The sequence below is a fragment of the Rhodovulum sulfidophilum DSM 1374 genome, from assembly GCF_001633165.1.
Classification (GTDB): Bacteria; Pseudomonadota; Alphaproteobacteria; order Rhodobacterales; family Rhodobacteraceae; genus Rhodovulum; species Rhodovulum sulfidophilum.
This window is the reverse complement of sequence record NZ_CP015418.1, coordinates 25018-49591: the sequence shown is the minus strand read 5'-3', so window position 1 is coordinate 49591 and position 24574 is coordinate 25018. Positions and strand designations below refer to the sequence as shown.

General features: G+C 59.9%; 26 protein-coding genes and 1 pseudogene. 11 read left to right on the top strand and 16 right to left on the bottom strand.

Annotated features, from left to right (window positions below):
* Positions 1-382 precede the first annotated feature (382 nt).
* Positions 383-610 (top strand): hypothetical protein, encoded by a 228-nt coding sequence (locus tag A6W98_RS00205; protein WP_042456335.1) that lies wholly within the window; start codon positions 383-385, stop codon positions 608-610.
* An 8-nt stretch (positions 611-618) separates the two neighbouring features.
* Positions 619-717, top strand: a pseudogene (locus tag A6W98_RS22255) (integrase core domain-containing protein); the annotation flags it as partial.
* Between the two features lie 106 nt (positions 718-823).
* On the opposite strand, the gene A6W98_RS21395 reads toward A6W98_RS22255, so the two are convergent.
* The 4 genes from A6W98_RS21395 to A6W98_RS20700 all read right to left on the bottom strand — a co-directional run bounded on the left by A6W98_RS21395 (position 824) and on the right by A6W98_RS20700 (position 3373).
* Positions 824-964, bottom strand: a complete 141-nt coding sequence (locus A6W98_RS21395) for a hypothetical protein (protein ID WP_168161794.1) — start codon at positions 962-964, stop codon at positions 824-826.
* 196 nt (positions 965-1160) lie between these two features.
* Positions 1161-1631, bottom strand: coding sequence for a hypothetical protein (locus A6W98_RS00200; RefSeq protein ID WP_052677875.1), 471 nt, complete (start codon positions 1629-1631; stop codon positions 1161-1163).
* 77 nt (positions 1632-1708) lie between these two features.
* Positions 1709-3145 carry an alkaline phosphatase gene (locus tag A6W98_RS00195; RefSeq protein ID WP_042456331.1) on the bottom strand — a complete coding sequence of 479 codons (1437 nt, stop codon included), beginning with the start codon at positions 3143-3145 and terminating at the stop codon, positions 1709-1711.
* Positions 3146-3226: 81 nt separating this feature from the next.
* A complete protein-coding gene (locus A6W98_RS20700) occupies positions 3227-3373 on the bottom strand; it encodes a hypothetical protein (RefSeq protein ID WP_155734686.1) in 147 nt (48 codons plus the stop codon).
* Between the two features lie 737 nt (positions 3374-4110).
* Here A6W98_RS20700 and A6W98_RS00190 point away from each other — a divergent pair.
* Positions 4111-5130, top strand: a complete 1020-nt coding sequence (locus A6W98_RS00190) for an IS110 family RNA-guided transposase (protein ID WP_042456325.1) — start codon at positions 4111-4113, stop codon at positions 5128-5130.
* A 531-nt stretch (positions 5131-5661) separates the two neighbouring features.
* Here A6W98_RS00190 and A6W98_RS20695 read toward each other — a convergent pair.
* Entirely contained in the window at positions 5662-6990 is a 1329-nt protein-coding gene (locus A6W98_RS20695) for a hypothetical protein (RefSeq protein ID WP_155735146.1), read from the bottom strand.
* 232 nt (positions 6991-7222) lie between these two features.
* On the opposite strand from A6W98_RS20695, the gene A6W98_RS22250 reads away from it, so the two are divergent.
* The gene (locus A6W98_RS22250; protein ID WP_168161798.1) at positions 7223-7546 is read left to right on the top strand and encodes a HEPN/Toprim-associated domain-containing protein; all 324 of its coding nucleotides are present in this window, start codon (positions 7223-7225) and stop codon (positions 7544-7546) included.
* A 137-nt stretch (positions 7547-7683) separates the two neighbouring features.
* A complete protein-coding gene (locus A6W98_RS00185) occupies positions 7684-8115 on the top strand; it encodes a contractile injection system protein, VgrG/Pvc8 family (protein WP_072071629.1) in 432 nt (143 codons plus the stop codon).
* Between the two features lie 25 nt (positions 8116-8140).
* On the opposite strand, the gene A6W98_RS22080 is transcribed toward A6W98_RS00185, so the two are convergent.
* A complete protein-coding gene (locus A6W98_RS22080) occupies positions 8141-8266 on the bottom strand; it encodes a hypothetical protein (RefSeq protein ID WP_264580127.1) in 126 nt (41 codons plus the stop codon).
* 326 nt (positions 8267-8592) lie between these two features.
* Between A6W98_RS22080 and A6W98_RS00180 the strand changes: the two genes are divergently transcribed.
* The 3 genes from A6W98_RS00180 (at position 8593) to A6W98_RS00175 (ending at position 11153) form a co-directional block, all read left to right on the top strand.
* A complete protein-coding gene (locus A6W98_RS00180; RefSeq protein WP_042459733.1) occupies positions 8593-9393 on the top strand; it encodes an AraC family transcriptional regulator in 801 nt (266 codons plus the stop codon).
* Between the two features lie 111 nt (positions 9394-9504).
* The gene (locus A6W98_RS20045; protein ID WP_231098322.1) at positions 9505-9648 is read left to right on the top strand and encodes a hypothetical protein; all 144 of its coding nucleotides are present in this window, start codon (positions 9505-9507) and stop codon (positions 9646-9648) included.
* Positions 9649-10133: 485 nt separating this feature from the next.
* Entirely contained in the window at positions 10134-11153 is a 1020-nt protein-coding gene (locus A6W98_RS00175; protein ID WP_042456306.1) for an IS110 family RNA-guided transposase, read from the top strand.
* 354 nt (positions 11154-11507) lie between these two features.
* Here A6W98_RS00175 and A6W98_RS20690 read toward each other — a convergent pair whose 3' ends face one another.
* The 3 genes from A6W98_RS20690 to A6W98_RS00165 all read right to left on the bottom strand — a co-directional run bounded on the left by A6W98_RS20690 (position 11508) and on the right by A6W98_RS00165 (position 14835).
* Complete coding sequence (locus A6W98_RS20690; RefSeq protein ID WP_155734684.1) at positions 11508-12122, bottom strand: hypothetical protein; 615 nt, start codon at positions 12120-12122, stop codon at positions 11508-11510.
* A gap of 504 nt (positions 12123-12626) precedes the next feature.
* Complete coding sequence (locus tag A6W98_RS00170) at positions 12627-13808, bottom strand: hypothetical protein (protein WP_042456319.1); 1182 nt, start codon at positions 13806-13808, stop codon at positions 12627-12629.
* Between the two features lie 4 nt (positions 13809-13812).
* A complete protein-coding gene (locus tag A6W98_RS00165; protein WP_042456316.1) occupies positions 13813-14835 on the bottom strand; it encodes an STING domain-containing protein in 1023 nt (340 codons plus the stop codon).
* Positions 14836-14915: 80 nt separating this feature from the next.
* Here A6W98_RS00165 and A6W98_RS00160 point away from each other — a divergent pair, with 80 nt between their 5' ends.
* The gene (locus tag A6W98_RS00160) at positions 14916-15347 is read left to right on the top strand and encodes a hypothetical protein (protein ID WP_042456312.1); all 432 of its coding nucleotides are present in this window, start codon (positions 14916-14918) and stop codon (positions 15345-15347) included.
* Between the two features lie 71 nt (positions 15348-15418).
* A complete protein-coding gene (locus A6W98_RS00155; RefSeq protein WP_042456309.1) occupies positions 15419-15853 on the top strand; it encodes a hypothetical protein in 435 nt (144 codons plus the stop codon).
* Between the two features lie 700 nt (positions 15854-16553).
* Here the strand turns inward: A6W98_RS00155 and A6W98_RS00150 are convergent.
* Entirely contained in the window at positions 16554-17573 is a 1020-nt protein-coding gene (locus A6W98_RS00150) for an IS110 family RNA-guided transposase (RefSeq protein ID WP_042456306.1), read from the bottom strand.
* Positions 17574-17756: 183 nt separating this feature from the next.
* Entirely contained in the window at positions 17757-18443 is a 687-nt protein-coding gene (locus A6W98_RS21610) for a hypothetical protein (RefSeq protein WP_196760221.1), read from the bottom strand.
* 537 nt (positions 18444-18980) lie between these two features.
* Between A6W98_RS21610 and A6W98_RS20040 the strand changes: the two genes are divergently transcribed.
* A complete protein-coding gene (locus A6W98_RS20040; protein WP_072071726.1) occupies positions 18981-19868 on the top strand; it encodes a DUF4238 domain-containing protein in 888 nt (295 codons plus the stop codon).
* A gap of 251 nt (positions 19869-20119) precedes the next feature.
* On the opposite strand, the gene A6W98_RS20685 is transcribed toward A6W98_RS20040, so the two are convergent.
* The 5 genes from A6W98_RS20685 to A6W98_RS21605 form a co-directional block, all read right to left on the bottom strand.
* Positions 20120-20935 carry a hypothetical protein gene (locus tag A6W98_RS20685; RefSeq protein ID WP_155734683.1) on the bottom strand — a complete coding sequence of 272 codons (816 nt, stop codon included), beginning with the start codon at positions 20933-20935 and terminating at the stop codon, positions 20120-20122.
* A 234-nt stretch (positions 20936-21169) separates the two neighbouring features.
* Entirely contained in the window at positions 21170-21943 is a 774-nt protein-coding gene (locus A6W98_RS00140; protein ID WP_231098307.1) for an IS110 family RNA-guided transposase, read from the bottom strand.
* 371 nt (positions 21944-22314) lie between these two features.
* Complete coding sequence (locus A6W98_RS00135; protein WP_042456306.1) at positions 22315-23334, bottom strand: IS110 family RNA-guided transposase; 1020 nt, start codon at positions 23332-23334, stop codon at positions 22315-22317.
* Positions 23335-23683: 349 nt separating this feature from the next.
* Positions 23684-23986: a DNA adenine methylase gene (locus A6W98_RS00130; RefSeq protein ID WP_052677874.1), complete on the bottom strand. Its 303-nt coding sequence runs from the start codon at positions 23984-23986 to the stop codon at positions 23684-23686.
* A complete protein-coding gene (locus A6W98_RS21605) occupies positions 23970-24473 on the bottom strand; it encodes a hypothetical protein (RefSeq protein ID WP_042456303.1) in 504 nt (167 codons plus the stop codon). The genes A6W98_RS00130 and A6W98_RS21605 overlap by 17 nt, the downstream gene beginning before the upstream one ends.
* Positions 24474-24574: the final 101 nt, after the last annotated feature.

The following is a 24574-nucleotide window of genomic DNA, read 5'->3' as shown; positions in this document are numbered from 1 at the left end:
GTAAATTTCCTTCTTTAACGACGCTCATATGGAATACTTTTTTCTGTTTCGGCCTCTTGAGCATTCTCGTAGTGCAGCCAAGCTAGGACAAGCGGTGGTTTGGTTTAGATAGTCCACTTTGAGCCATTTATTATAGCCATGAACGTTCTCGTAGGAAGAACTCTACCGATCCAAGAAGCAAGTTATCGGTGAGTTTACTTGAAACGGACGTTCATCGTGGGTGTGTGCCGGGTTGAAGTGGTTAGGAAGTCGTCGTTCTCTGGGCCCTGAACAAAAGACCGCTTCGGGGCGGCTGCGCCCCAACGCTCGTAGAGCGTCTCAACGACAACCATGGACCGACACCCCCAAGGAATTGCGTTCTATTGCTTGGAAGGTATCCGCTGTGTTCTCGCGCGCAAGCCGCTCTCGTGTCGCCGAGCTGGCCGAGCGCCTGGGCCGGATCAAGGGCGCCTTCGTGCTGTCGATCAACGACCGGCCCGAGATCCGCGATCTGTTCGGCGCCTTCGTGATCGAGGAGGTGCGGCTGACTTACTCGGTCTCGAAGAGCGGCGCGACCGCCGCGCGGGAGTTGATCATCGCCAATCGCGAGGTCAGGGTGGGGCTCGTATGAACCTGCACTGGTTTCGGTCGCTGCGACACGCCCGCGAAGAGATCGGCCGCTGGCGCCATCACTACAACACCGCGCGCCCGCATTCGGCGCTCGGATACCTCTCCCCAACGGAGTTCCTGACCAAAACCACCGCGCCGGCGCTTGAGACTCTTGCGGTCTCCGCGCCGCCGCTCAACACTCAAACTCGACCGGAAGATTCTGGATCGCCCCGGCCTAATCGCGGGGGAAGGTCACCGCCAGCAGCGCGAGCGACAGGGTGAAAGGCGCCAGCGGCGGGGCCAGCAACAGCTCAACCATCGCGGACGTCTCCCGGACCGGATTGGTCCGCAGCGTCGCCTGGCAGAGCAGGCGCACGTCTTCCGTGCGCCGGATACTCGGCAAGAACAGTCATCGTCATCCCTTCGCCCCCCGGGTAGAAAGCGTCAGGCGGCGGGACAAGTCCGCAAATCCCGCTGTTCCGGACCGGGAAGGCCGGTTTCGTCGGGATCGCGCCGGAAAGGCGGCGCCGGTCGGGCGGTTCCCCGCCACCGGCGCCGCGCAGGGACGGGGATCAGCGGTCCCGGATGCGGAACGGACCGATCCCGGCGACGTTCGGCAGGACCAACTCGGCCTCGTCCAGACCGGCAGGCGGGGCCTCGAAGACGCCCTCCCACTTGCCGACGCGGGGATTGCGCGCGGGATCGTAGTTGAAGGTCAGCTCCAGCGCGGCAGGAGCCTCGGGAGTCCCGGAGGTATCGCGGCTCAGCGGATACCGCCGGCCGCCGGCCTCGACCCATATCATCTCATCGGCATTGCCGGCGTCGAGCCCGTCATAGAGGGTCTCGCCGGAATAGCTGGCGTAATCGGTCACGAAGCGCAGCTCGACCTTCAGTGCGCCGTCCTTGCGGATGGCGTGAACGACCTTGGCATGGGCATGGCCGCCCGCGGTCGCCGGAAGCGAACCGATATCGTCGGCAAGTGCAGGCATCGCGGCCATAAAGCCCAGAATCGCACCAAGAAGGTGCCGTTTTCCGATCATCATCGGGGATCTCCTCGAACGGGAACGCCCCTCGCGGAGGAGGGGCGCACCGTGTTGCGGTTTCGGGACTGTCAGGACTGTCAGTCGAGGGCTTCGGTCAGGCCGAAGGCGTGCAGCGCGGCGCCGAACACGTCGGTGTTGTCGACATAGACCCGGGAATCCTCGGACACGCCGTAGGTGGCGAGACCCGGCGCGGGCTTGGCGACGTCCAGAAGATATTCGGCACCCGCGCCCATGGCATAAACCGGAACCAGCTCGCGGGTATGAGTGTCGTCATGCCAGCGCACCAGCGGCAGCGCGCCTGCGCCCTGGTTGATGACCGGGCTGTAGGCGACCTTGTCCGAATCCGGGCCTTCCAGCAGGCCGTTGCCGTGGTCGGTGGTGACCATCACTAGGGTCTCGTCCCAGGAGCTGTTGGCCTCGACCCAGTCCACGACGGCCTCGACCGACTTGTTGAAGTCGATCTGTTCCTCGATGATCCGGGGCAAGTTGTTGGCATGGGCGGCCCAGTCGACGGCACCGCCCTCGATCATCAGGAAGAAGCCGTCCTCGTCCTGCGACAGCACGTTCAGCGCGCCCTTGGTCATCGTCGGCAGGTCCGGCACGTTCTCGAGCAGATCGCCCATGGCGACGCCATCGCGGTTGAACTGCAGGGTCTTGACGTTCTGCGCGGTGCCGATCAGCCGGTCCTTGCCGCCCATGTCGAGGGTGCCGTTGGCCAGCGCCTCGAAATCGGCCCGGGTCTCAATATGCTTGTAGGCGGTCTCGCCGCTCACCAGACGGTTCCAGGTGTCACGCCCGCCGACATAGCGGAAATCCTTGTCGGAGGGGGCCTCGACCCTCTCGCCATTGCCGTTGAAATAGGGGTGGCCGGTGCCCATCACCACGGTCGCCAGGCCGCCATCGATGATTTCCTGCGCGATTTCCTCGTAATTGTTGCGCGAACGGTTATGCGCAAGGAAAGCGGCGGGGGTGGCATGGGTCCATTCGACCGACGAGATCGACCCCAGCGCGCGGCCGCTTTCCACCGCGTATTCGCCGATATGCTTCATACGGGTGTCGTTGTTCGACCAGTTCAACGCGCTGTTATAGGTCTTGTGGCCCGAGGCCAGCGCGGTGCCCGCGGCGGCGCTGTCGGTATAGTCGGCGCGCGAATAGGCATAGCCCGCGAAATAGGCCGGGTAGTCGGCGATGTTGCCCTCGTAGACCGACGAATCGGCCTCGGCGTTCCACAGTTCGGCCGGGTCGAAGGTGACAGCACCCTCGTCGGTCATTGTCGGCTGCCGCTCGGTCGTCAGCGGATGGGTCGAGGCAAACACTTGGACGTCGAAATCGTCATAGACCTCGTGGCCGAGCCCGCCGAACCGGTAATAGCTCGCCGCGCGCCAGGTCTCGATCCCGGCCCCGTCGGTGATCAGCAGAATGACGTTCTTCGCCGTCGCGTCCTGCGCCATCGCGGGTGCGACAAGCGCCGTCGACAGGCCCAGGCTGACAAGAAGGGGTTTGCAGATATGCATGACGCTGTCCTTTCCCAGTAAAACAGTAAGATTTGCAGCGCCGTGATTAATGATACAATGTAACGCTCTCGTGACCTGAGGTCATGATCCTACATTCTTGATTCCGAATAATTCTGCGCGAGAAAGCGGGAGCTGCGTCAGCGCTTCGCCCGCCACATTTATCAGCCGGTTCTGCATCACTGTCGAGACGACGCCTGGCACGCTCATGCCCATGACGACAAAGCCCATGGTCCAGCCCCCCTCCGACCGCCGCTAGGTTAAGCGCCGGGACCAACGCGCCGCTCCAAGGAGTAGACCGCCGGTGAGTTTTTCAGCAGTCTACCGATAGTTGCCGTTGTCGCTGATCACGGCGGATGACCGCAGCCAGCCCAAAGTACCGGCGCCGTCGCGCCTCTCAGATAGGCCGCGGTCGTCCGCTATGGGGCTGCATGCGGACCCCTGTTCAACCTGGCCCGAACGGCAGCTCTCGGCAACGGAGCGCGGCGAACCCCTTCGACCACTTCTCGAGCTCGACTCAGCCGCGACATCGGCTGCTGCCAGCTTCCATTTCGTCGTATGGCCGCCGATAGCGGCCCCTGGTGCTATCCGCGACGGATGACCGCAGTCAGCCCCTTTGCGGCCGGTCGTGCGAGGCGTGGCATCGGTCAAGAGGGGCGGATTGTGTTGAAAAACTCCGGCCGCGGTTGAGAGGTCGTCTGAGTTTGGAACGCCGTTCTTCACAGGGGCAGCAAAGGTCCATTTACGAGGCTGGATCGCAGAAAAGCGGAACCATGTCCCGTGAGCTTGTGCTCTGCGGCCCCGCAAGCGAGTTTTTCAACACAATCGGCGGAGACCGGACGTTCGCGGTTGTCTCCGGGAATCGCCCCGGGATCGCCGAAGCGGATGATGTGGATGGCCCCTGCTCCCCCGGCGTCGCGATGCGCCATAGTGCAGTTGTCATCGACTGCTGAGAGAGGAGCCACCCAATGACAGTCAATACGGTCGGCCTGGATTTGGCCAAGGATGTCTTTCAGGTTCACGGGATTTCCGCGAATGGGCGCGTCATTTTCAACAAGACGGTGAAGCGCGCCAAGCTTCTGCAATTCTTCGAGGCCCTGCCGCCCTGCGTCGTCGGGATGGAGGCGTGTGGGTCCGCCCATCACTGGGGCCGCGAATTGGGCAAGCTCGGTCACGACGTCCGGCTGATGCCTGCGGGCTATGTGAAACCCTATGTGAAGCGGGGCAAGACCGACGCGGTCGATGCCGAGGCGATTTGCGAGGCGGTGCGCCGACCCACGATGCGCTTCGTCGAACTGAAGACGGAAGATCAGCAGGCGATCCTGGCGATCCACCGCACCCGCGATCTTGTGGTCCGGCAGCAAACCCAGATCGTGAACATGATCCGCAGCATCTTGCGCGAATTCGGCCACATCCTGCCGACCGGAGTGGGCGCCATCCTCACCTTTGCCAAACGCCACCTCGGCGGGGACCATCCCGACATGCCGGAACTGGCCAACGGTATTCTCGGGACGCTGTGCCATCAGCTGGTGGGCCTCAACACCCGGGTCGTCGGCTACACCAGGATGATCGAACAGCACGCCATGATGACGGCAGATGCCCGGCGGCTGATGCGCATACCCGGGATCGGTCCGATTACCGCCTCGGCCATCATCGCCACGATCGGCGATGCGAAACAATTCCGGACCGGGCGCGATCTGGCGGCCTGGCTGGGTCTGCCCCCCCTGAACAAATCCAGCGGCGGCAAGGAGCGGCTCGGGAAGATCACCAAGAAGGGCGACCGCTACATCAGGAAGCTGCTGATCGTCGGCATGACGTCGCGCGCCTTGATGGCCAGGAAGCATCCCGAGCGTGCCGATCTCTGGACGGCGAAGATGCTGGCCCAGAAGCCGTTCCGGCTGGCCACCGTCGCCATGGCCAACAAGGCCGCCCGGATCGTCTGGGCCATGCTGACGAAGCAACAGGACTACCGCCAGCCGGGCACCTGACCGCCCGGCCGGCACGAGTTGCAAGACGCTTGGACCGTGATGATGCGGAACGAAGTCAACCAAAAGCAAGGACACTCCGTGAATGTCAGCGGCCCGCGAGGTCGCTAAGCCGATTGGAACCTCGCTTGCGGAACTCATCAGGGCCAGTGGCATCCCGAAGGTGTCACGCAAACAGGCCGGACAGACGACTGTACTGACAATGGCGCCGCAAAATCACAATAAAGCTCTTGCAAAGCAGGGGCCATCCACAGAAGACATTACATAGACTAGTCGAAAAGTGGCTCCGTTCTCTGCTGGAAACCTTCATGTGTTTAACGCTGTGTAGGTCGCAACAACCATCGAAATCACAGCTACAGCCAATGCGAGTAAGGTAACCCGTTCCATGCGTTGCTGCGCCGCGATGCTTTCCTTGGTGCCCAAAGCGGAAGAAAGCTGGTTTAGGAATTCACGGGTGTCCTGATCTTCTTCGAGAAGCTGTCGCGAGAGCCGACCAAGAAACGATTTCAGGCCTTCTTTAATTTCATATGGCTTTTATTCATCCCGATGACTTTGCTGCGTAAAACCAGTGGCGTTCCACCGGAACGATGAATCGTTCTCGGAGAGTGCCAAAACTTCGCGCGCGATAGATGGTACGCCGATAGATCGTCTGAAGAACTCACTAATCTTCTCGACCTCACTTGTGGAACGGCGCGCGTTCAAACGCGCCGACAAGGACTGACGAGTTTCCTTGAGGCTTCGAAGCACCTCACCAAGATAGGCCGCAAGCGCGTATCTGGCGATGATGCCGTTAAGCCGTTCATTGGCGAAATAGGTCCGGCTACCCAATGAGTCACTGCCATAAGTCTTCAAATCCTCATCGTTCAATGTATCCCAGCGAAGCGCTACGGTCATGTGATTGGAGATTTTGTCGCGCCGTGCTGCATCAAAAGAAAATTTCAAAGAGGGCACTGATGAACACGTCCAACTACGGAAGTCATGCTCGATATTGACAAAGCGCGACCAGTGTTCCCAACCCCTGTCTCTGGGTGCGTCTTTGTCGAATGGCGTAAATTGTTCCAATGAAAGAAATTCTGCCGTTGGAAACTGGCTGCTTACGCAATGCGAGCTGAAGAACCCGGGGAAGTTCTTCGACAACCATTCGATACCAATGTTTCGATATTTTTGCCTTATGCGCCGGGCACGCTCTTCTTTCACGTGCTCTACGCCCATGATCGAGTACGCCCTCGTGCGGCGCTTTGGAACACGGGTGGTCTTTGCGGGCTCGTTAATCGCATTTGAATATTCGAGCGCAGCCTTGTCAGTTAGAATAAATCCAACACTCAAGCAGGTCGTTGAAGGTGTTAACTGCGAAATAGTGACCAGAAGAGATGAGAACTGCTTCGGGAATTCCGCTGTGTACCGAACGCCAACAAATTTCTTGGCTTTTTCAGGCCGATGTATCCAGCCGAGCGGCATACGACCTTCGCTGCCGTAGAGTCGTTGCTTTTTGAGCCATTCGATATTCGAGTCATCGCGAACAGGTGTTCTTTCTCTGTCCCAGCCAATCTTCTCAAGGCCGTCGTATAAAGTCTCGATCTCATTCGGGCCAAAAATCTCACTGACCATGATGCAGCCGAGGCGGAGGGAAACACCTTCATCAAGCGCTGACTTTGCGTTGGTTTCTGCATCGCGCTCCCGGTAGTAGGTTTTGTCTTCGCCATGGGGGTTGGGGATGACGTTCGGATAGCGGGCGTGAAGCGGCCAAACCATCTTGCGTGCCAGTTGCTTCCACTTAGGCACAGGTTTTTTATCAGGGGCTGGTACACCCTCGGCCATACTCTGCTCATTATTCTGCGACTGCTCATCTTTCATCAGCCACATATAGCCATTAGTCGCTTCGTTTGAATACTGCCTTCGCCAAAATATCGAATACGAACGTTGTGGTTCAATGTCCGCTTTCGATGAGGGCGCCTAACGTCTTATCTCCCGCAGCGAAGGTCCGGTTGACTAGCGTCGCATTGGTGTAGGCTCATCCGTGCAATTGGCTCGACGTTCGACTTAACTCCGACTACCAAAAGCGAAACTACCGGCTTGCAGGCAGGGAGGATCAGCGTTGGGGACCTACTCAGACTTCCGCATCGGGAATTTCCATCTTGAGTCCAGTGGGAACTTTACGACCACGACGCACCATTCGATTTACTTGCCGTCTGACAGTGTTTTTGTCGAAAGGGACTTCGACCTAAAGCAAGTAGAAGTTTTTCAGGCGACCTTACGCTCGATCCTTCCACGCCTAGAGCTCCTCGGATCGACGCTCCCAGCTATCGAGCGGCGGTTCAACAACCCCTGGCGAGAAGAGCGCGCAGCAAGACGAGTTCCTCAGAAACAACCCGTGCTGACGACTACCCCTTCGAGAAGATGGAGAAAGTGTTGGATGTGATCGTCGAGGCCTGCACTCCCCTCTCTTAACGGCGGCACGAATGACTGCAATGGGCTCGGAGCGGACCTGCGGCAGCGCAGCATGGCGCTGGAGTGCCTGGTGCCACCCACTTGGGCGCTCGCTGCCGATAGCCGCCGTTGAGCGCCCCGGCCTCTGCTGTCAGCGGAATCACGAAAGCGGCCGTTCACGCGGATGGCGGTCATGAGATGGTGCTGACCGATCAGGTCGAGGCTCATGACAGCATCGGCGCGCGCCCGTTCCGGCCGGCCGAGGGCCACCACCAGGAGGAAGTCTCGCATTTCCGCGCCTGGCGGCCCGCGCGGCGGATCACGACCGGCGCCATCCGGCTGACTGACTACAATTTCAAGACCCCGGTGGGAGCGATGGAGACCGACCATCTGGGCGACGCGGCTTACGAACAGGGCCAGATCGAGAGCTTCGACTGGCCGGGCGATTGTCTCGACCAGGGCCGGGGTCGGGTGGTGGCCGAGCTGCGCGCTGCGGGCGAACGCGGCCAGGACCGGCGTTACGAGGCCGGGCGAAACCGCAAGACCGGTGGGTGCCGATGAAAATCAGCGCAGGGATTTCGGAAACCTATTTGCGTCGATCCGAAAGCAGGCGGTCGAGGATCTGATCGGTGTCGAGCCCCGTCAGGCTGATCACCGTTTCTTCGAAGCGGATCGTGCCATCGGCTCCGGTCTCCACGAGAACCCGTTTCACCGCCTCCACCTTCGGGGCAAATCCTCGTCGTGGTCGTGGTCCGGCGCTTCGTCATAGCTCATCCAGACAAGCGGAAAATTCTTGATATCCAAGGGCATGTGTCGTCTCCGAGCGAGAATGGATGGTTTTAGGTCGAACGAATGTGCCGCAACGTAAAGATATGTGTCTGGCAGGTCAGTTCTGCCCCTCCAGTAACGGAGCGCGATCACAAGATCCGCCAGCCGCCTCTGCCTCACAGCAATACGCCAGCCGGCACGCGGCGTCATTGCGCAACCTTGCCACTATATGTTTCAATCCGGCCTAATCTGATAACGTCGAGGTCTGAGATGTATCTGGACGTCCGTCCCGACTGGCTCGCCTATGTCGACGAGATCCCGCGTGCTCTGGTGGCAGCCAACGCGGTCGCCACCCTTGACGCCCTGGAGCAATCGCCCCGGCACCACCATCAGAAGGCGCAACTGCTTTTCACGGTGCGTGGCGTCGTCAATTGCGAGGTCGACGGCGCAGTCTGGATCGTACCGCCGCAATGCGCCGTGTGGATTCCCGGCGGGCTGCCCCATTCCGTTTTCGGCTCGGGCGAGGTGGAGTGTCTCTCTCTCTTCATTGATCCTCCCGAATCCGCGAACCTGCCGAAAGACTGCTGCACGATCACGGTGTCGCGTTTTTTCCGTGAGTTGCTGATGCGGGCAAACGCTCTGCCGGACCTCTATGACGTCGACGGTCCGGATGGCCGGATCGTGTCCGTTCTCTTCGATGAGCTGGCTGTGGCACCGGTCGAGGATCTCTGCCTCCCCATCCCCGGCGATCCGCGCCTGAAGAAGCTCACCGACCTGTTGATCGCGGCGCCTGCGGATCATGCGAGCGTCGCGAAGTGGGCCTCCCGCGTCGCGCTCAGCGAGCGCAGCCTGAGCCGTCTGTTGGCCGAAGAGGTGGGCATGAGTTTCGGCCGCTGGCGCCGACAGTTGCATATTGTGCTTGCCTTGCGGCGGCTTAGCGCTGGTCAGTCGGTTCAGGCCGTCGCCATCGATCTCGGCTATGAAAGCGCCAGCAGTTTCGTGACCATGTTTCGAAAGATGGTCGGCAAGCCTCCAAGCCGCTATCTGCTCGAGCGGAGTCGTTTACGATAGGGAAGAGCGATAGGAGCTACCGAGTGTCATCCACAATCGCCGCTTAGCGAATGCTCCGGCTTGGCCCGCGCCCATCATGTCCACGCCTGGTCGATCACTCAGGAGCGGCCCATGGCCACGCTGGAGATCGAGCTCGCGCCGGGCGCGGTGGCGGAAGACGTGCGTCGCGCCGTGAAAGGCCGCGTGCGCGAGACGACCGGGACGGAACATGTGACCGTCGAGGTGGCGGCAGGCGTAGAGCGCAGGAGGGGTTAAACGCTATCCATCCCCCGGCACGAACGGGCCATGGCTGTATCCGAACAAGTCAGGCCTTCGCGCGTAGCTTCGCGAAAGCCTGGTTTGTCCAAGGTTTGTTGCTGATGTCATCGCGAGACGCAGCGGCGACAAATTTGACAGTGAGGAAGGCGCGGGCGGATTTCCCTCCCCCGACGGATGCTACACGCTGGTGCGCACGGCTGCTTCGGGTAAGTCGTACCGCGGCGTCCGTCTTTCCGTCGAAGGGCCGGTCAGGGCCGGTCGCTACGCTGAGCGCGTCGCTGCGCGTGCAAAAACGGTCTGGCGCGCTCTGGTCAGTTTCGGGCTCGGAGCGGACCTGCGACGGTGTAGCATGGCGCCGGAGCGCCTCGGCGCCCGCTCGGGCGCTCCCTGCCGATAACAGATGGGGTGGATGGCTCCCGCTCCCGGCGTCGCGATGCGCCATACTGCAGGTGTCAGAATCTGCAATTGAGAGGAGCCACCCCATGCAAGTTACCACTGTCGGCCTCGACCTGGCCAAGAACATCTTTCATGTCCACGGAGTTACCGAGACCGGAGAGGTCGCCTTCAATCGGCCTTTACGCCGGGCGCAGGTGCTGGCGTTCTTCGAGCGACTGCCGCCCTGCCTCATCGGCATCGAAGCCTGCGCATCGAGCCACCACTGGGGCCGTGAGCTTACGAAGCTCGGTCATACTGTCCGGCTGATGCCGCCGATGTACGTCAAACCCTACGTGAAACGGGGCAAGTCCGATGCGGTCGATGCAGAAGCCATTTGCGAGGCCGTGACGCGGCCGACGATGCGGTTTGTCGAGATCAAGTCCGAGGACCAGCAGGCGCTTCTCTCCTTGCATCGCGCACGGGACTTCGTGGTTCGACAGCGCACTCAGTTGATCAACATGCTCCGAAGCCTGGCCGCGGAGTTCGGGATCGCCATCGCTCGGGGCGTCGCGCGGGCCATCGATTTTGCGAAAGGGATCATCGAGGGCAAGCAGTCCGGGTTCCCCGAGCTCGCCCAGGACGTTCTGCGGGTCCTCAGCCGTCAGCTGGTCGAGCTCCACAACCGCTTTCGCTGGTACGAGATCACGATGCGTATCCAGGCTCGTCTCAGCCGCCAGGCGCAACTCCTGCAGAGCATTCCCGGAGTTGGGCCGGTCACCGCCTCGGCCGTGGCCGCCACGATCGGATCGGGTCACCAGTTCAAGAGTGGGCGGGAATTTGCGGCGTGGCTTGGTCTGACACCGCGCAACCACTCCAGCGGTGGCAAGGAGCGCTTAGGGAAGATCACCAAGATGGGCGATCGGTATCTGCGTCAGCTTATCGTCGTCGGCATGACATCGCGTGTGCGGCAGGTCTCCAACCATCCGGAGCGTGCCGATCCCTGGCTGACGAAGCTGCTGCAGAGGAAGCCTGCCCGGCTCGCGACCGTCGCCATGGCGAACAAGACGGCGCGGATCATGTGGGCGGTGCTGACCAGGAACGAATCCTACCGACCTCACACAGCCTGAGACATACCGAAACAGCGAGATAGCAAGACCGACGATGTGATGGTGTACCCTTCAGCCGCAACGATCAGGAAGCTCCGCCGAATGTCCCGGGCGAAATTGCCCGCAAAGCAGATAGGAACCTGATCTGCGGATCCCATCAGGGCCAGCGGTGTGAACCGCGCAAACAGGCCGGACACAAGACTGCTTCTGAAAAGGTGCGCGAGATCATTTACGACTTGCTATGCGGGAGCCATCCACACAAGACGTTCGATGCCCCAAGGGCGCGCCGCCCGCCGATCACGGAAGCGGCCGTTCATCCCGGCTGCAGCATGCACTCAGGCCACCAAGGTCCGGAGAGCGGGACAAAGAGGACATCTACAGAATGTCGCTCGGCTCTGCCTCAGGCTGCTTGTCCGCACCAATGAAGCTGATTGGTTTCTGCCCATGTGGGGTTTCCACGAATTGACCGATGTACTGGAAGTCACGGTAGAACCGCGACGCGGGAAATCCCTGCGATGATGTGTCGGCCTTAACTGTACCGCCCGGCACAGTCTGATTGCTTTTGTCGCACGAAATGGCTGGATCATTGACTAATTTAGGCGGTGAGACGCTGAAGATGATACAACCTGCCTGCCCCTCGTGAAGGACATAGAGGCCTGACTCATGGCGATAGAGATTACTTCCCCTCCACCATCCGGTATCCTCGAAAAGGTCAATCTCGAGTGAGCCTTTCGGTGCCTTGATCGACAGTTTCCGATGCCAGTCGCTATGCCAGCCGAACATCGGGCTGACTATGAGAGCAACTGAGGCACCACCTCCGACATCAATTTGCGCGCGACGAGATTGCGGTATGCACCCAGCTACGGCTGCCCCAATTAGGGTAACAATGAGCATGCGCATTCGTGCGGCCCCGACAGCGTTTTTTATCTGGCTATCTGTTGGCGTCATTGTCCGCAATGGGCTCGAAGCGGACCTGCGGCGGCGCAGCATGGCGCTTGACCTCCTCCGGCCACCCGCTCGGGCGCTCCCTGCCGGCTGCGGACGTTCGCGCGGGGCGCGGCGGATGACCGCATGCAGCCCTTTTAGGACATTCGTGCAGAGCGCAGCGCCCGCGCAGCAGCAGGTGCGAATTTCTACTGGCCATTTCTCGAGAGCGGACGCTCGGCAGGGATGTGTCCCATTCTCGATGCCGCGTACGACACCGATGGCGGCGAAGCTCATAAAGTGAAAGGTGGTCAACCAACGCTGTCTCGCGACTGAGACCTTCGAGCCTAATGCGGCAAGGATTTCTTCTGATTCAATTCTAAAAAATTCCGATAATTATATAAATGGCGCAAAAATTCAATAATTCTAAAAAAATTTTTTCGCTCGCTAAAAAGATGGGGTTTGGAACTTTCTGCAGACTTCGAGGCGCAGTTGACCTCGGCGAGCTCCTTCTGCCCAAAGCATCAACCTCCAATGAAATTCAAAGCAAATAGTACTCCTTACGCAATCCTAAGTTGAAAATTCGCTGTCTAGGTGGAGAGTAAGGAACTCGCGCATTTCCCAGTAACTCAACTCTTCCATCACCAAAAGATAGATGCGCAGACGGTCCAGGTCCGCCTGCGTGCGTGCGATAAGCTCATCTACTTTGGCGGTGATCCGCGCGGTGATGCCCCCGTAGGTGCGATAGCGCATCATGTCCTTGCGGTATTGCATGCCGTCTTCCAGCGCCTTGAGCGCCACAACGAAGGCGGCCGAAAGCGTGGCCGCGACCTGCGCGTAGATCACGACGCTGGTCAGGCTTTGCGGGCCTTGCGGACCGGGGGGCGCGGGAAACGCGTCGATGACGATGTAGAGCACGCCGATGATCCATTGAAACACCACGAAGGCGGCGCCGAAGGTCACCATCAACCGCCGTTGCGCAGACCAGCGGGAAAAAATCGACTGCCTTGACCGCAGGGCGTTGCAGTCGACCTGCCGGGAGGCATGGCGTTGCTGATAGGCAAGGCGACGGTCACGGATGTAGCGCAGAAGGCAGGCCGCGACCCGCGGGTCGGTCTGCCCCGTCCACGCCCGCAGCGGAACCTCGACAAGCGCCCAGTACCTGTGGTCAAGGTCGTTGACGATCCGATGCACGACGGCCCCGCCATCGGAGCCGTAATGCTCCCGGAGATGCGCCAGCGCCGCCGCGCGCGCCTCAAGTGCCGCAGTGCGGTCGTTCGGATCCGTGGACACGAGCTGAGGCAGCCAGCAGGCGAGATGCTGAAAGAAGAGTTGCCGCAACCGCTCGCACTGTGCTCGCGCCTCCAGCCAGCGAGCCCGGCGCTCGCCATGCAGCGAATGCCCGCCGAACCAGGCCGACAGCGCAAGGAACGGGATCCAGCCATAGCGGAACACCCCTGCCAGATAGCCCCCGAAAACGGTCTCGGGGCCGATGCCAATCACGGGCGCAAGGATCGATAGGGCCGGGGTCAGGGCGATGATCGCCGTCGAGAATAAGGCGCACCAGATCGCAAGTCGGCCATAGCGCTGGGACTTGCCCTTTTCCGCCGCAGCGATCCCCTCGGCCTTTAGAAACGCCGCCTTTAGCTCGGGCCAGGGCAGCCAGTCGGCAATGTCGGGATAGCGCTCGCGCAGGATGTCTTCGTCGTCGGCATTGGCAAGAATATCCCGGTTGTAGACGTCGGCTTCCATCGCCTCAGCCGTCCCCGGCGACCGTGGCATAGGTCTCGAAGAAGGTCTCCAGCGGCATGAATTCCGGAGTGCTGATCGCGGGTTGGGTCCGGCAAAGATGTGTCACCACGTCGCAGAAGGTCTGGATCATCCGGCCCTGGTAGCGCGCGAATTCCTCGTCACCATCCGACTTCAGCAACTCGCTGGTGCGCGTGAATTGCGGCGACAGGGACAGGCTGTCGATCGGTGTCGGGTAATCGACCACGGCATTCTTGATCCGTTTTGCCTTTTGCGTTCGACTGAAAACGCTTTCGAATTCAAACTGCTGGATGCGGTCCCCGATCTCCTTCTCCATTCGGTCAGTCACGCTGGCGCCGTAATTGTCCATGATGAGTGGAGGGATCAGGACGATCAGCTTGTTCAACGTGTAATCTTTCGCCATCGGGCCCAGCGGGTTCAACACATGGCGCAAGAAATTCGAGAAATAGCTTGTGGCAATGCCGGTGATGGCACGGACATCGACAAGCGGCATGCTGCGGTAGTAATCGGTGATCTTGTTCCGCGTGTAGTCATGGCGCGGGCCGGGCTCGACACCCGTCAGAATACGCACGGGCTTTTCCAGCTCGGCGCGGATATTCTCAACCGAGAAACTCACGACATCGCGGATGGTGAGATCTTTCAGGTAATAGACCGCATCTTCGATCAGGGCCGGCTTCCGGTCCAGCAGTAGCGTCGGCGTTCCCAGGCTGTGCAGCACCGCGATTTCATACATGACCGAAGGGCTCCGGGCGGAAATGTCGGCGACCGCGAAATTGCAGCGGTCGATCTCGCCAAGTGCAAACTCGGGAATGTGCTGGATATCGCGCAGACGCCGGTCCGGCGCGTCCACGTCAAGGCGGATGCCATGCGCTTCTTCGAGGTCAGCGCCGATCGTGTTAAGTGCCGCCACGATGTTGAGAATCTGGTCCGAATAGGCGATGCCGTACTCATCCTCGCCCTCGCGGAACATCGGGCCGATGACGAACACCTTGTAAACCTTGTTCTTCATCGTGCTATACCCTCTCCCAAGGCCGCTCGAACGAGCACAAAGAGCCGATCCCGGTCAGAATTTACCAAGGGGTTTTTCGCATGTCTCGTCTCGACACATCAAGCGAAACGCGAGTTCTGGAGATTCTTTCGGATCTGAGACTCTCATACCGGGAAGACGATTTCTCAATTCAACTTAAAAGTGAGTTGGACAGATATATTTTTGTGCGAATTGAACCCAGCGATACCATTCCTGGCGAATTCGCAATCACCGACCTCAATCATCGCGGCTGGAATTCCGAGCAGGAAGCCAAGGCCATTGAACTCGGGATGCGCTTGCTGGGTGCCGAGTCTCTGTCCCGAATCTGGTTTCAAAAACCGCACGGCGTGCGAGGCGGGTCGAACCTGGAGCCCCAGAAAGAGTTCGAGCACTTGTCGAACCTCCTCAGGCTGGTAGCGCAGCGCTGGCCGGCCTTCATCGACGGCGAGCCCTGGTTCGACGGGCGCCGGCTCGGGGTCGACTTCCTGGCGTGAGCATCGTTAACCGGTTGTTAAAGGTCGCAGCTGCATCTTGCGCAAAGGAGAATCCTTGCCCGAGGTCCGAAATGCCCGATGACCGCCCCACGATCCGCCTCGACACCGATCTTGACTGGAACCGCGACAGCATCTGGGTTGCCGATGCGACACCGCTCCGGGCAATCGGCACCGAGGACGGCACGAGGTACGTGAAACCGTCCGGAGAGCAGGTGACACTCTCGGAGGACGAGCTGAACGCGCGTTACTACCGCTTCGGTGATGGAGAGATACTCAAGCCGCATCTACGCCCCGAGCAGGCCATAAGTATCCTTGGAAACACGGATCTTGTCTTGCCTGACGGAGAAAGCGTTCGCGTAGAATCATGTGCGGTAATCCGTTCGGAAGCGGGTGATATTCGGATCGTCGATCGAGCACAGTACGAGCGCGAGTACAGAGCGGTCGGCTATCGTGGCGCCGAAAGACCCAGTACGCCCTTTTCCACTCCTCCACGTGGTCGCCGCTGAATATCACGCCCGCTTTCCGGAACCTTTCTCGCCTGCGATTTACGTGACGTGCCCATCCGGTCCTCACCTTCCTCCGTCGATGTCTGAAATGTACGTTTCACACTCGTGAGAGCCACGTGCAGCATCGAGCCGGATAGGAACAGTGTAGAGTTCAACAGCGCGAACCTCTTGCGCCGACACCGACTTGTAGGAGACCGGACGGCAGCTGCCGAGATGGAGCTGGCGTGTTGATCTCCGCTGAAAAGGACATTCGTTCTCGACATAGTGAAAGCGGATGATGGTCTGTGTTTCGGTCGCAGACCCGCGATCGGATTTCGCAGGCGCAGCGAATGTCTCTTCCGGCGGTAAGGCAACAGCATTTGAACCAGGCCTTCGGCGCCGATCCAGAATATGGCACGGTGATGACTATAGTCCGTTTCCTGCGCTTCGCGGCCGTTCCTCTAGGCTGCGGCGAATGTCTTGTGTGGATGGCTCCCGCATAGCAAGTCGTAAATGATCTCGCGCACCTTTTCAGAAGCAGTCTTGTGTCCGGCCTGTTTGCGCGGTTCACACCGCTGGCCCTGATGGGATCCGCAGATCAGGTTCCTATCTGCTTTGCGGGCAATTTCGCCCGGGACATTCGGCGGAGCTTCCTGATCGTTGCGGCTGAAGGGTACACCATCACATCGTCGGTCTTGCTATCTCGCTGTTTCGGTATGTCTCAGGCTGTGTGAGGTCGGTAGGATTCGTTCCTGGTCAGCACCGCCCACATGATCCGCGCCGTCTTGTTCGCCATGGCGACGGTCGCGAGCCGGGCAGGCTTCCTCTGCAGCAGCTTCGTCAGCCAGGGATCGGCACGCTCCGGATGGTTGGAGACCTGCCGCACACGCGATGTCATGCCGACGACGATAAGCTGACGCAGATACCGATCGCCCATCTTGGTGATCTTCCCTAAGCGCTCCTTGCCACCGCTGGAGTGGTTGCGCGGTGTCAGACCAAGCCACGCCGCAAATTCCCGCCCACTCTTGAACTGGTGACCCGATCCGATCGTGGCGGCCACGGCCGAGGCGGTGACCGGCCCAACTCCGGGAATGCTCTGCAGGAGTTGCGCCTGGCGGCTGAGACGAGCCTGGATACGCATCGTGATCTCGTACCAGCGAAAGCGGTTGTGGAGCTCGACCAGCTGACGGCTGAGGACCCGCAGAACGTCCTGGGCGAGCTCGGGGAACCCGGACTGCTTGCCCTCGATGATCCCTTTCGCAAAATCGATGGCCCGCGCGACGCCCCGAGCGATGGCGATCCCGAACTCCGCGGCCAGGCTTCGGAGCATGTTGATCAACTGAGTGCGCTGTCGAACCACGAAGTCCCGTGCGCGATGCAAGGAGAGAAGCGCCTGCTGGTCCTCGGACTTGATCTCGACAAACCGCATCGTCGGCCGCGTCACGGCCTCGCAAATGGCTTCTGCATCGACCGCATCGGACTTGCCCCGTTTCACGTAGGGTTTGACGTACATCGGCGGCATCAGCCGGACAGTATGACCGAGCTTCGTAAGCTCACGGCCCCAGTGGTGGCTCGATGCGCAGGCTTCGATGCCGATGAGGCAGGGCGGCAGTCGCTCGAAGAACGCCAGCACCTGCGCCCGGCGTAAAGGCCGATTGAAGGCGACCTCTCCGGTCTCGGTAACTCCGTGGACATGAAAGATGTTCTTGGCCAGGTCGAGGCCGACAGTGGTAACTTGCATGGGGTGGCTCCTCTCAATTGCAGATTCTGACACCTGCAGTATGGCGCATCGCGACGCCGGGAGCGGGAGCCATCCACCCCATCTCCTCTGACGGGCCGCACCGCAGCATTGCTAGACATCGGCCAACGGCGGCAATGGGCCGATCTGGTATCTGTATTTTTCGTTCCGTAGTTTCGGTGCGTGCTATCCACCTTCCATATCATCGCCACGAACGACGCCAACCAACCTGCGGAACTCACCGTCATCAGATGCCTGCTTCCAGAAGTTGATGAAACGGCAGACCAACTGCAGGTTCTCCTTGGCGTAGTGCCCATTGCTGTCGATGCGGTCCAAGGAGGGCAGCATGTTGTCGTCCGTCTGTGCGCCCCGGAACTGGAACGGCAGGCCGGTGATGGCGCAGCGGTCTTCCTGGATGGTGAGAAGGTCCCGGATCAGCTTGTCCAACTCGGCGTCGGACATATGCAGCTCCTTGTTCTTGACGGTCGAAGGGATCACCTGGCCGTTGGAGTTGAAGACCGTCTTGCCCACCGAATACTTAATGTCGGCAATCGATTTTTCCCTGGCTCCGAGGTGTCGCGCGTCGGCCCTTTCACCATTGGCCAAGTCGCCCTTGGCTTCCCTCCCCAACAGGGTCGAGAATGGCCACAGCAGGGAATGGGCGTCGATAAGGCGGACGTGTTCCAGTTTGGCCTGATCTGCGATCGGCTTGCGTAGGGCGTTCAGGATCCCGTTGAAATGGCTGTAGTTCTCCCAGGTACAATTGCGCAGGGTGCGGAATTCCAGGCCGATCTCACCGAAGACACGGTCGAAGCCGGTGGGTTGGATCGGCATGAAGCGGTCCATGTCCTTGAGGAAGAACAGGTAAGCCATCAGCGGGTATTTCGAGCCGGTTGCAGCGATATTGAATCAACGGTCAGACCTTCGGACAAGTCGCGTTTTTCAACGGAATAGGCTCGTTCCCGACCTTCGCCGCGCCGCAGGGGCAAGCGCCTGATCGCCCCTCGCGCGGCGTCGCTCACGGCCCAAACCGGTCCTTCGTGCCTCGTGCAGCGGGTTGCCGGTCGCAGCCCCGAACCGGACGAGTCAGGCCTCTGAGATCTCCCCGGGCCACCCGGCAGACGCTGGTACTTTGGGCAAGAAGCTACTTTTCAAGATCCTCACCGAGCATAGGTGGAGATTTCCGAGAACTGATCTTCAACGCACCAGCGACCTGCGTCGCCAAATTCAGCCGCCTACTCGTTACCGAAGATACCAAGACTGGATGCCTAGGCCTTCATAATGTCAATAATTTCCTTAGAATAAAATGATAGTTACTTTACTTTGACATGCGGGCGTATATATTCCTCCGGAATCGTGAGCATCTCGAGTTCAGGAATTCACTCGAAAATATGCTTGGCGGCAGATTTGATGAAGAATCAACGCAGCAAAGGCCATCATTATATACCTCAAGCTCTGCAGCGCGCCTTTGCCTCCGGAAAACAGCAGCTGTGGTACGCGAAGAAGACTCGCAGCGGCGAATACGATAACCCGAGAATCCGAAATATTAGGACGTTCTTTCAGCGCCGAAACTACTATACAATTTACAACGAAGGTCGTCCTTCAGACGAGGTGGAGCGAAACCACTACGGTCCCATTGATAACTTTCTAGGAGAGCTACTCCCTGAGCTTAAGATTGCGTTTGAAAAGGGAAAACTTCCAACGCTTGAAGGGAAAATTGAGCACTCTCTGCGCGAAGTTATTGCCGAGATGTTAAAGAGAACGCCGGATTTCATTCCGGAGTTTGACCAAGCCAGCCGCACACGCCAGATGGTGCAAGATGCCGTGGAAAATTTGCCCTTGGATATATTTAATCTAACTCCTGCGGGTCGCAACTTTCTTAAGAAAATAAAAGATCCCTCCCAGCAGGAGCTACTTTCTCGTTCAGCGCGAGTTCAAGCCGCGTTACGCCCTTCGGAACAATTTTTGAAACTACTACACGAGCGATCAGTCCGATGGGTTCGGTGTGAAAGACATCATTCGTTCATCCTATCGAGCGCCGCTGTCGCGCGGCTCGGGAACGGTGGGTCCAATGGTTTGGTCAACCCCCAATCAGAACTCTGGATGCCCTTGCTACCGCAATTGGCGGTAGTTCTTGTAGGGAAGGCGGGGCGTGACTTGCTTGCTGAGACACTGTTGCCTCGGGATAGAATCCGCCGAATAAATATATACTTGATGCGAATCGGAAAAGAAATTGCATCCAGCTCACCGGAGCTATTGGAGTCCATTGCGGGGAAGCGGCGAAATAAATCTTCCTGATTGCCCGCCATTCGTGCGGCCATTCTATCACATCCTGACGGATACCAGCGGTGAATGAGTGCATTCACCATCTTCTGGGATTTATCAAAAATATACCAGCCATGTGAAACCCAACATCTACCCGCTGCAGTTAGGTGAGTGTTTCCTCAGGCTTGCACTTCTTCTGGCCATCTTTCTGCTCTCATCTGGCTCGGAAGCCGTGCTTTGGCGAAGCCAATTTTCAGAACTCAAAAAAGAAAATAATTTCCAGCCTAGTGGCGCAAAGCAGCCCTGGTGTCAGCGTCAAGAGACTGGAACGCATTTTGGCAAGGGTCTGAGCCAACGGCCCAGCCAAGCTCGGGCCCTATGGTGGCATCGTAGCTTTTCGAGCCAGTTGTAGGGTCGAAGCGTAGTGGCTCCGCTCGCCAAAAGCTCAAACTGTAGACTAACCTGGCTGGTGCGGATCGTGGAGCGTGTACCACACATACCATTGCCAAGTCAGGGGCTGGGCCGCTATAAGGTCCATTCAAGCCTATCCCATTCGCATTGAAGGGATGGCTTTTTTCTTCTCCGGTTAGATATTGCGGAACCGCAACGCCATTCGAGTGAAAGGCATCCAAAGAATAAACCCGATACCACACTAAAGACTGATGTGGCTTGCTCCAATCGCCACCAGGACCTGGGCCCAAAAATGCGCTCATTCCAATTGGAAGTGTGCGGTAATCACTAAACAGCCATATGTGGCCGACCTCCCTGCGAATGGTTTCAGGTAAGGTTTCCTTCGGAAGATTTTGCGGAATTTCTGGAGGATGCTGTTCCTGTTTCGCACGAAATTCTAAAATCTCCTGGCCAAGTGCCCGGCGCCCCTGCGTATCCATGCCACCGGTTACAAGCGATCCACGCCCTATCTGAGAGCTAGAAATCGCGCTATGTGTGTTTTGATCCGCAAATCCGTCTACAGCTCCAGGATTATAGCCCAGTTCAAGCAGGAAACTCTCATCGCTGTAAACGAGGTTGTCAGTTGCGTATGCATTCTTCGCCCAAATGGTCGCAATCGCTGCGCCGATGACGATGAACTGAAAAACCATCCCGACGACTCCGTTCTCGTTGCGGCCAAAATTGTAAACTGCCAAATGTCGCGACATAAGCCTCCAGCATGCGACAGCATCACATGGCTAAATTCTCCGTTGGTTATATTGTGATGTTCATTGCAAATGGCGAGGCAGTCAATAGCGGAGAGGAAGCGGGTATTTAATGAGCCTCTGAGCTGTCGTATGTCATGAATCATTCAACTTCCGGTTTGAGCTGGAAACGTCAAATTTCTATTGTGCGGGCCTGTTGTGGAACAGACCCAGCCAGGCCGCCAGATCGCGCCCGGTCCGGAATTGTTTCGCATCGCCGATCGTGGCGATGATGGCCGAGGCGGTAATCGGACCGATCCCGGGTATGCGCATCAGCCGCCGGGCATCTGCCGTCATCATGGCGTGCTGTTCGATCATCCTGGTGTAGCCGACGACCCGGGTGTTGAGGCCCACCAGCTGATGGCACAGCGTCCCGAGAATACCGTTGGCCAGTTCCGGCATGTCGGGATGGTCCCCGCCGAGGTGGCGTTTGGCAAAGGTGAGGATGGCGCCCACTCCGGTCGGCAGGATGTGGCCGAATTCGCGCAAGATGCTGCGGATCATGTTCACGATCTGGGTTTGCTGCCGGACCACAAGATCGCGGGTGCGGTGGATCGCCAGGATCGCCTGCTGATCTTCCGTCTTCAGTTCGACGAAGCGCATCGTGGGTCGGCGCACCGCCTCGCAAATCGCCTCGGCATCGACCGCGTCGGTCTTGCCCCGCTTCACATAGGGTTTCACATAGCCCGCAGGCATCAGCCGGACGTCGTGACCGAGCTTGCCCAATTCGCGGCCCCAGTGATGGGCGGACCCACACGCCTCCATCCCGACGACGCAGGGCGGCAGGGCCTCGAAGAATTGCAGAAGCTTGGCGCGCTTCACCGTCTTGTTGAAAATGACGCGCCCATTCGCGGAAATCCCGTGAACCTGAAAGACATCCTTGGCCAAATCCAGGCCGACCGTATTGACTGTCATTGGGTGGCTCCTCTCTCAGCAGTCGATGACAACTGCACTATGGCACATCGCGACGCCGGGGGAGCAGGGGCCATCCACATCATCCGCTTCCGTGATCCACGGGCGGCTCGGACTTGAGGCGCCGAATGACCTGTGTGGATGGCTCCCGCATAGCAAGTCGTAAATGATCTCGCGCACCTTTTCAGAAGCAGTCTTGTGTCCGGCCTGTTTGCGCGGTTCACACCGCTGGCCCTGATGGGATCCGCAGATCAGGTTCCTATCTGCTTTGCGGGCAATTTCGCCCGGGACATTCGGCGGAGCTTCCTGATCGTTGCGGCTGAAGGGTACACCATCACATCGTCGGTCTTGCTATCTCGCTGTTTCGGTATGTCTCAGGCTGTGTGAGGTCGGTAGGATTCGTTCCTGGTCAGCACCGCCCACATGATCCGCGCCGTCTTGTTCGCCATGGCGACGGTCGCGAGCCGGGCAGGCTTCCTCTGCAGCAGCTTCGTCAGCCAGGGATCGGCACGCTCCGGATGGTTGGAGACCTGCCGCACACGCGATGTCATGCCGACGACGATAAGCTGACGCAGATACCGATCGCCCATCTTGGTGATCTTCCCTAAGCGCTCCTTGCCACCGCTGGAGTGGTTGCGCGGTGTCAGACCAAGCCACGCCGCAAATTCCCGCCCACTCTTGAACTGGTGACCCGATCCGATCGTGGCGGCCACGGCCGAGGCGGTGACCGGCCCAACTCCGGGAATGCTCTGCAGGAGTTGCGCCTGGCGGCTGAGACGAGCCTGGATACGCATCGTGATCTCGTACCAGCGAAAGCGGTTGTGGAGCTCGACCAGCTGACGGCTGAGGACCCGCAGAACGTCCTGGGCGAGCTCGGGGAACCCGGACTGCTTGCCCTCGATGATCCCTTTCGCAAAATCGATGGCCCGCGCGACGCCCCGAGCGATGGCGATCCCGAACTCCGCGGCCAGGCTTCGGAGCATGTTGATCAACTGAGTGCGCTGTCGAACCACGAAGTCCCGTGCGCGATGCAAGGAGAGAAGCGCCTGCTGGTCCTCGGACTTGATCTCGACAAACCGCATCGTCGGCCGCGTCACGGCCTCGCAAATGGCTTCTGCATCGACCGCATCGGACTTGCCCCGTTTCACGTAGGGTTTGACGTACATCGGCGGCATCAGCCGGACAGTATGACCGAGCTTCGTAAGCTCACGGCCCCAGTGGTGGCTCGATGCGCAGGCTTCGATGCCGATGAGGCAGGGCGGCAGTCGCTCGAAGAACGCCAGCACCTGCGCCCGGCGTAAAGGCCGATTGAAGGCGACCTCTCCGGTCTCGGTAACTCCGTGGACATGAAAGATGTTCTTGGCCAGGTCGAGGCCGACAGTGGTAACTTGCATGGGGTGGCTCCTCTCAATTGCAGATTCTGACACCTGCAGTATGGCGCATCGCGACGCCGGGAGCGGGAGCCATCCACCCCATCTGCTACCCGCTCTTATGTCCCACACAGCCGCCCGGTCAGCGCCACCAGTTCCCGCTCCTCGGCTGCGGACTGCACCAAGCCGTAGCTCGCGGCGATCCGCCGGAACCGCGGGACATACTGGCAGCGGAGCCCCGGATCCGGCGGCAACCAGTCGAGCGGCCCGCGCGCGTCTTTCGAGCGGTCCGCCGACGCGCTGACGAGCAGCAGGTTGACCGGATCGCGGGCGCCCCCAAGATCCGGTTAAACGCCGACCGGGCCGGGGGAACTCATACGAGCCCCACCCTGACCTCGCGATTGGCGATGATCAACTCCCGCGCGGCGGTCGCGCCGCTCTTCGAGACCGAGTAAGTCAGCCGCACCTCCTCGATCACGAAGGCGCCGAACAGATCGCGGATCTCGGGCCGGTCGTTGATCGACAGCACGAAGGCGCCCTTGATCCGACCCAGGCGCTCGGCCAGCTCGGCGAACTGGTCGCGGTCGAAGAGGCCTTTGTCGTAATCGTCCTCGCCGCCCCAATAGGGCGGATCGAGATAGAACAGCGCCTGCGGGCCGTCATAACGCGCCAGCACCTCCTGCCAGGGCAGGTTCTCGAAGACGATGCCATCGAGCCGGGTAGACCCGCTGCGCCTCCTCGCGGGAGACCCGGCGCACCGCCTCGGCGATCTGGCGCGGATCGGCATTGGTCTGGGCCACGCTGACATGCACATCGCCCATCCGGACCGAGCCGCCGCCGAGGCTGCCCAGGCGGTGGTTCGGGATCACCTGGGCGCCGCGGGGCAGGTTGACGAGCTCGGGGGCCGCCTCGCCGACCCAGGCAAGCCCGCCCGGGGCGCTGTCGGTGCCGCGGGCAAAGCCGGGAAGGCCGCCCGAGGGGAAGAGTTGGGTCACGGTCCCGCCGCCGCCGCTTGCGCGGCCGCCGAAGAGCCCCGAGAACAGCCCGTCGAACGTGGAGCCCAGGGCATCCGAGAGCGGGCTCATCGCGCGGTCGAGCAGGTCGTCGAGCATCCGGTCGGCCAGCGCCGAGATCGCGTCCCCCGCATCGCCCGAGCCCTTCACGATATCCTTGAAGAAGGTCTTGAAGCTGGTCGCCCTCGTCTCAGGCCGTGAGGGACGGTTTCGGGCCGGTCGGGCCGGTGATCCGGGGCGGCCGGACGGCC

What these genes read in the sequence shown, in the direction of transcription:
- A6W98_RS00175 (WP_042456306.1), top strand. Translation starts at nt 10,134, where the DNA reads ATGCAAGTTACCACTGTCGGCCTCGACCTGGCCAAGAACATCTTTCAT.
- A6W98_RS00195 (WP_042456331.1), bottom strand. Translation starts at nt 3,145, where the DNA reads ATGCATATCTGCAAACCCCTTCTTGTCAGCCTGGGCCTGTCGACGGCG.
- A6W98_RS00150 (WP_042456306.1), bottom strand. Translation starts at nt 17,573, where the DNA reads ATGCAAGTTACCACTGTCGGCCTCGACCTGGCCAAGAACATCTTTCAT.
- A6W98_RS20690 (WP_155734684.1), bottom strand. Translation starts at nt 12,122, where the DNA reads ATGCTGCGCCGCCGCAGGTCCGCTTCGAGCCCATTGCGGACAATGACG.
- A6W98_RS20695 (WP_155735146.1), bottom strand. Translation starts at nt 6,990, where the DNA reads ATGTGGCTGATGAAAGATGAGCAGTCGCAGAATAATGAGCAGAGTATG.
- A6W98_RS00140 (WP_231098307.1), bottom strand. Translation starts at nt 21,943, where the DNA reads ATGACAGTCAATACGGTCGGCCTGGATTTGGCCAAGGATGTCTTTCAG.
- A6W98_RS20700 (WP_155734686.1), bottom strand. Translation starts at nt 3,373, where the DNA reads ATGGGCTTTGTCGTCATGGGCATGAGCGTGCCAGGCGTCGTCTCGACA.
- A6W98_RS00155 (WP_042456309.1), top strand. Translation starts at nt 15,419, where the DNA reads ATGCCCGATGACCGCCCCACGATCCGCCTCGACACCGATCTTGACTGG.
- A6W98_RS20685 (WP_155734683.1), bottom strand. Translation starts at nt 20,935, where the DNA reads ATGGTTTTTCAGTTCATCGTCATCGGCGCAGCGATTGCGACCATTTGG.
- A6W98_RS00160 (WP_042456312.1), top strand. Translation starts at nt 14,916, where the DNA reads ATGTCTCGTCTCGACACATCAAGCGAAACGCGAGTTCTGGAGATTCTT.
- A6W98_RS00165 (WP_042456316.1), bottom strand. Translation starts at nt 14,835, where the DNA reads ATGAAGAACAAGGTTTACAAGGTGTTCGTCATCGGCCCGATGTTCCGC.
- A6W98_RS00200 (WP_052677875.1), bottom strand. Translation starts at nt 1,631, where the DNA reads ATGATGATCGGAAAACGGCACCTTCTTGGTGCGATTCTGGGCTTTATG.
- A6W98_RS00170 (WP_042456319.1), bottom strand. Translation starts at nt 13,808, where the DNA reads ATGGAAGCCGACGTCTACAACCGGGATATTCTTGCCAATGCCGACGAC.
- A6W98_RS00135 (WP_042456306.1), bottom strand. Translation starts at nt 23,334, where the DNA reads ATGCAAGTTACCACTGTCGGCCTCGACCTGGCCAAGAACATCTTTCAT.
- A6W98_RS20045 (WP_231098322.1), top strand. Translation starts at nt 9,505, where the DNA reads ATGGCCACGCTGGAGATCGAGCTCGCGCCGGGCGCGGTGGCGGAAGAC.
- A6W98_RS20040 (WP_072071726.1), top strand. Translation starts at nt 18,981, where the DNA reads ATGAAGAATCAACGCAGCAAAGGCCATCATTATATACCTCAAGCTCTG.
- A6W98_RS00190 (WP_042456325.1), top strand. Translation starts at nt 4,111, where the DNA reads ATGACAGTCAATACGGTCGGCCTGGATTTGGCCAAGGATGTCTTTCAG.
- A6W98_RS00180 (WP_042459733.1), top strand. Translation starts at nt 8,593, where the DNA reads ATGTATCTGGACGTCCGTCCCGACTGGCTCGCCTATGTCGACGAGATC.
- A6W98_RS21610 (WP_196760221.1), bottom strand. Translation starts at nt 18,443, where the DNA reads ATGGCTTACCTGTTCTTCCTCAAGGACATGGACCGCTTCATGCCGATC.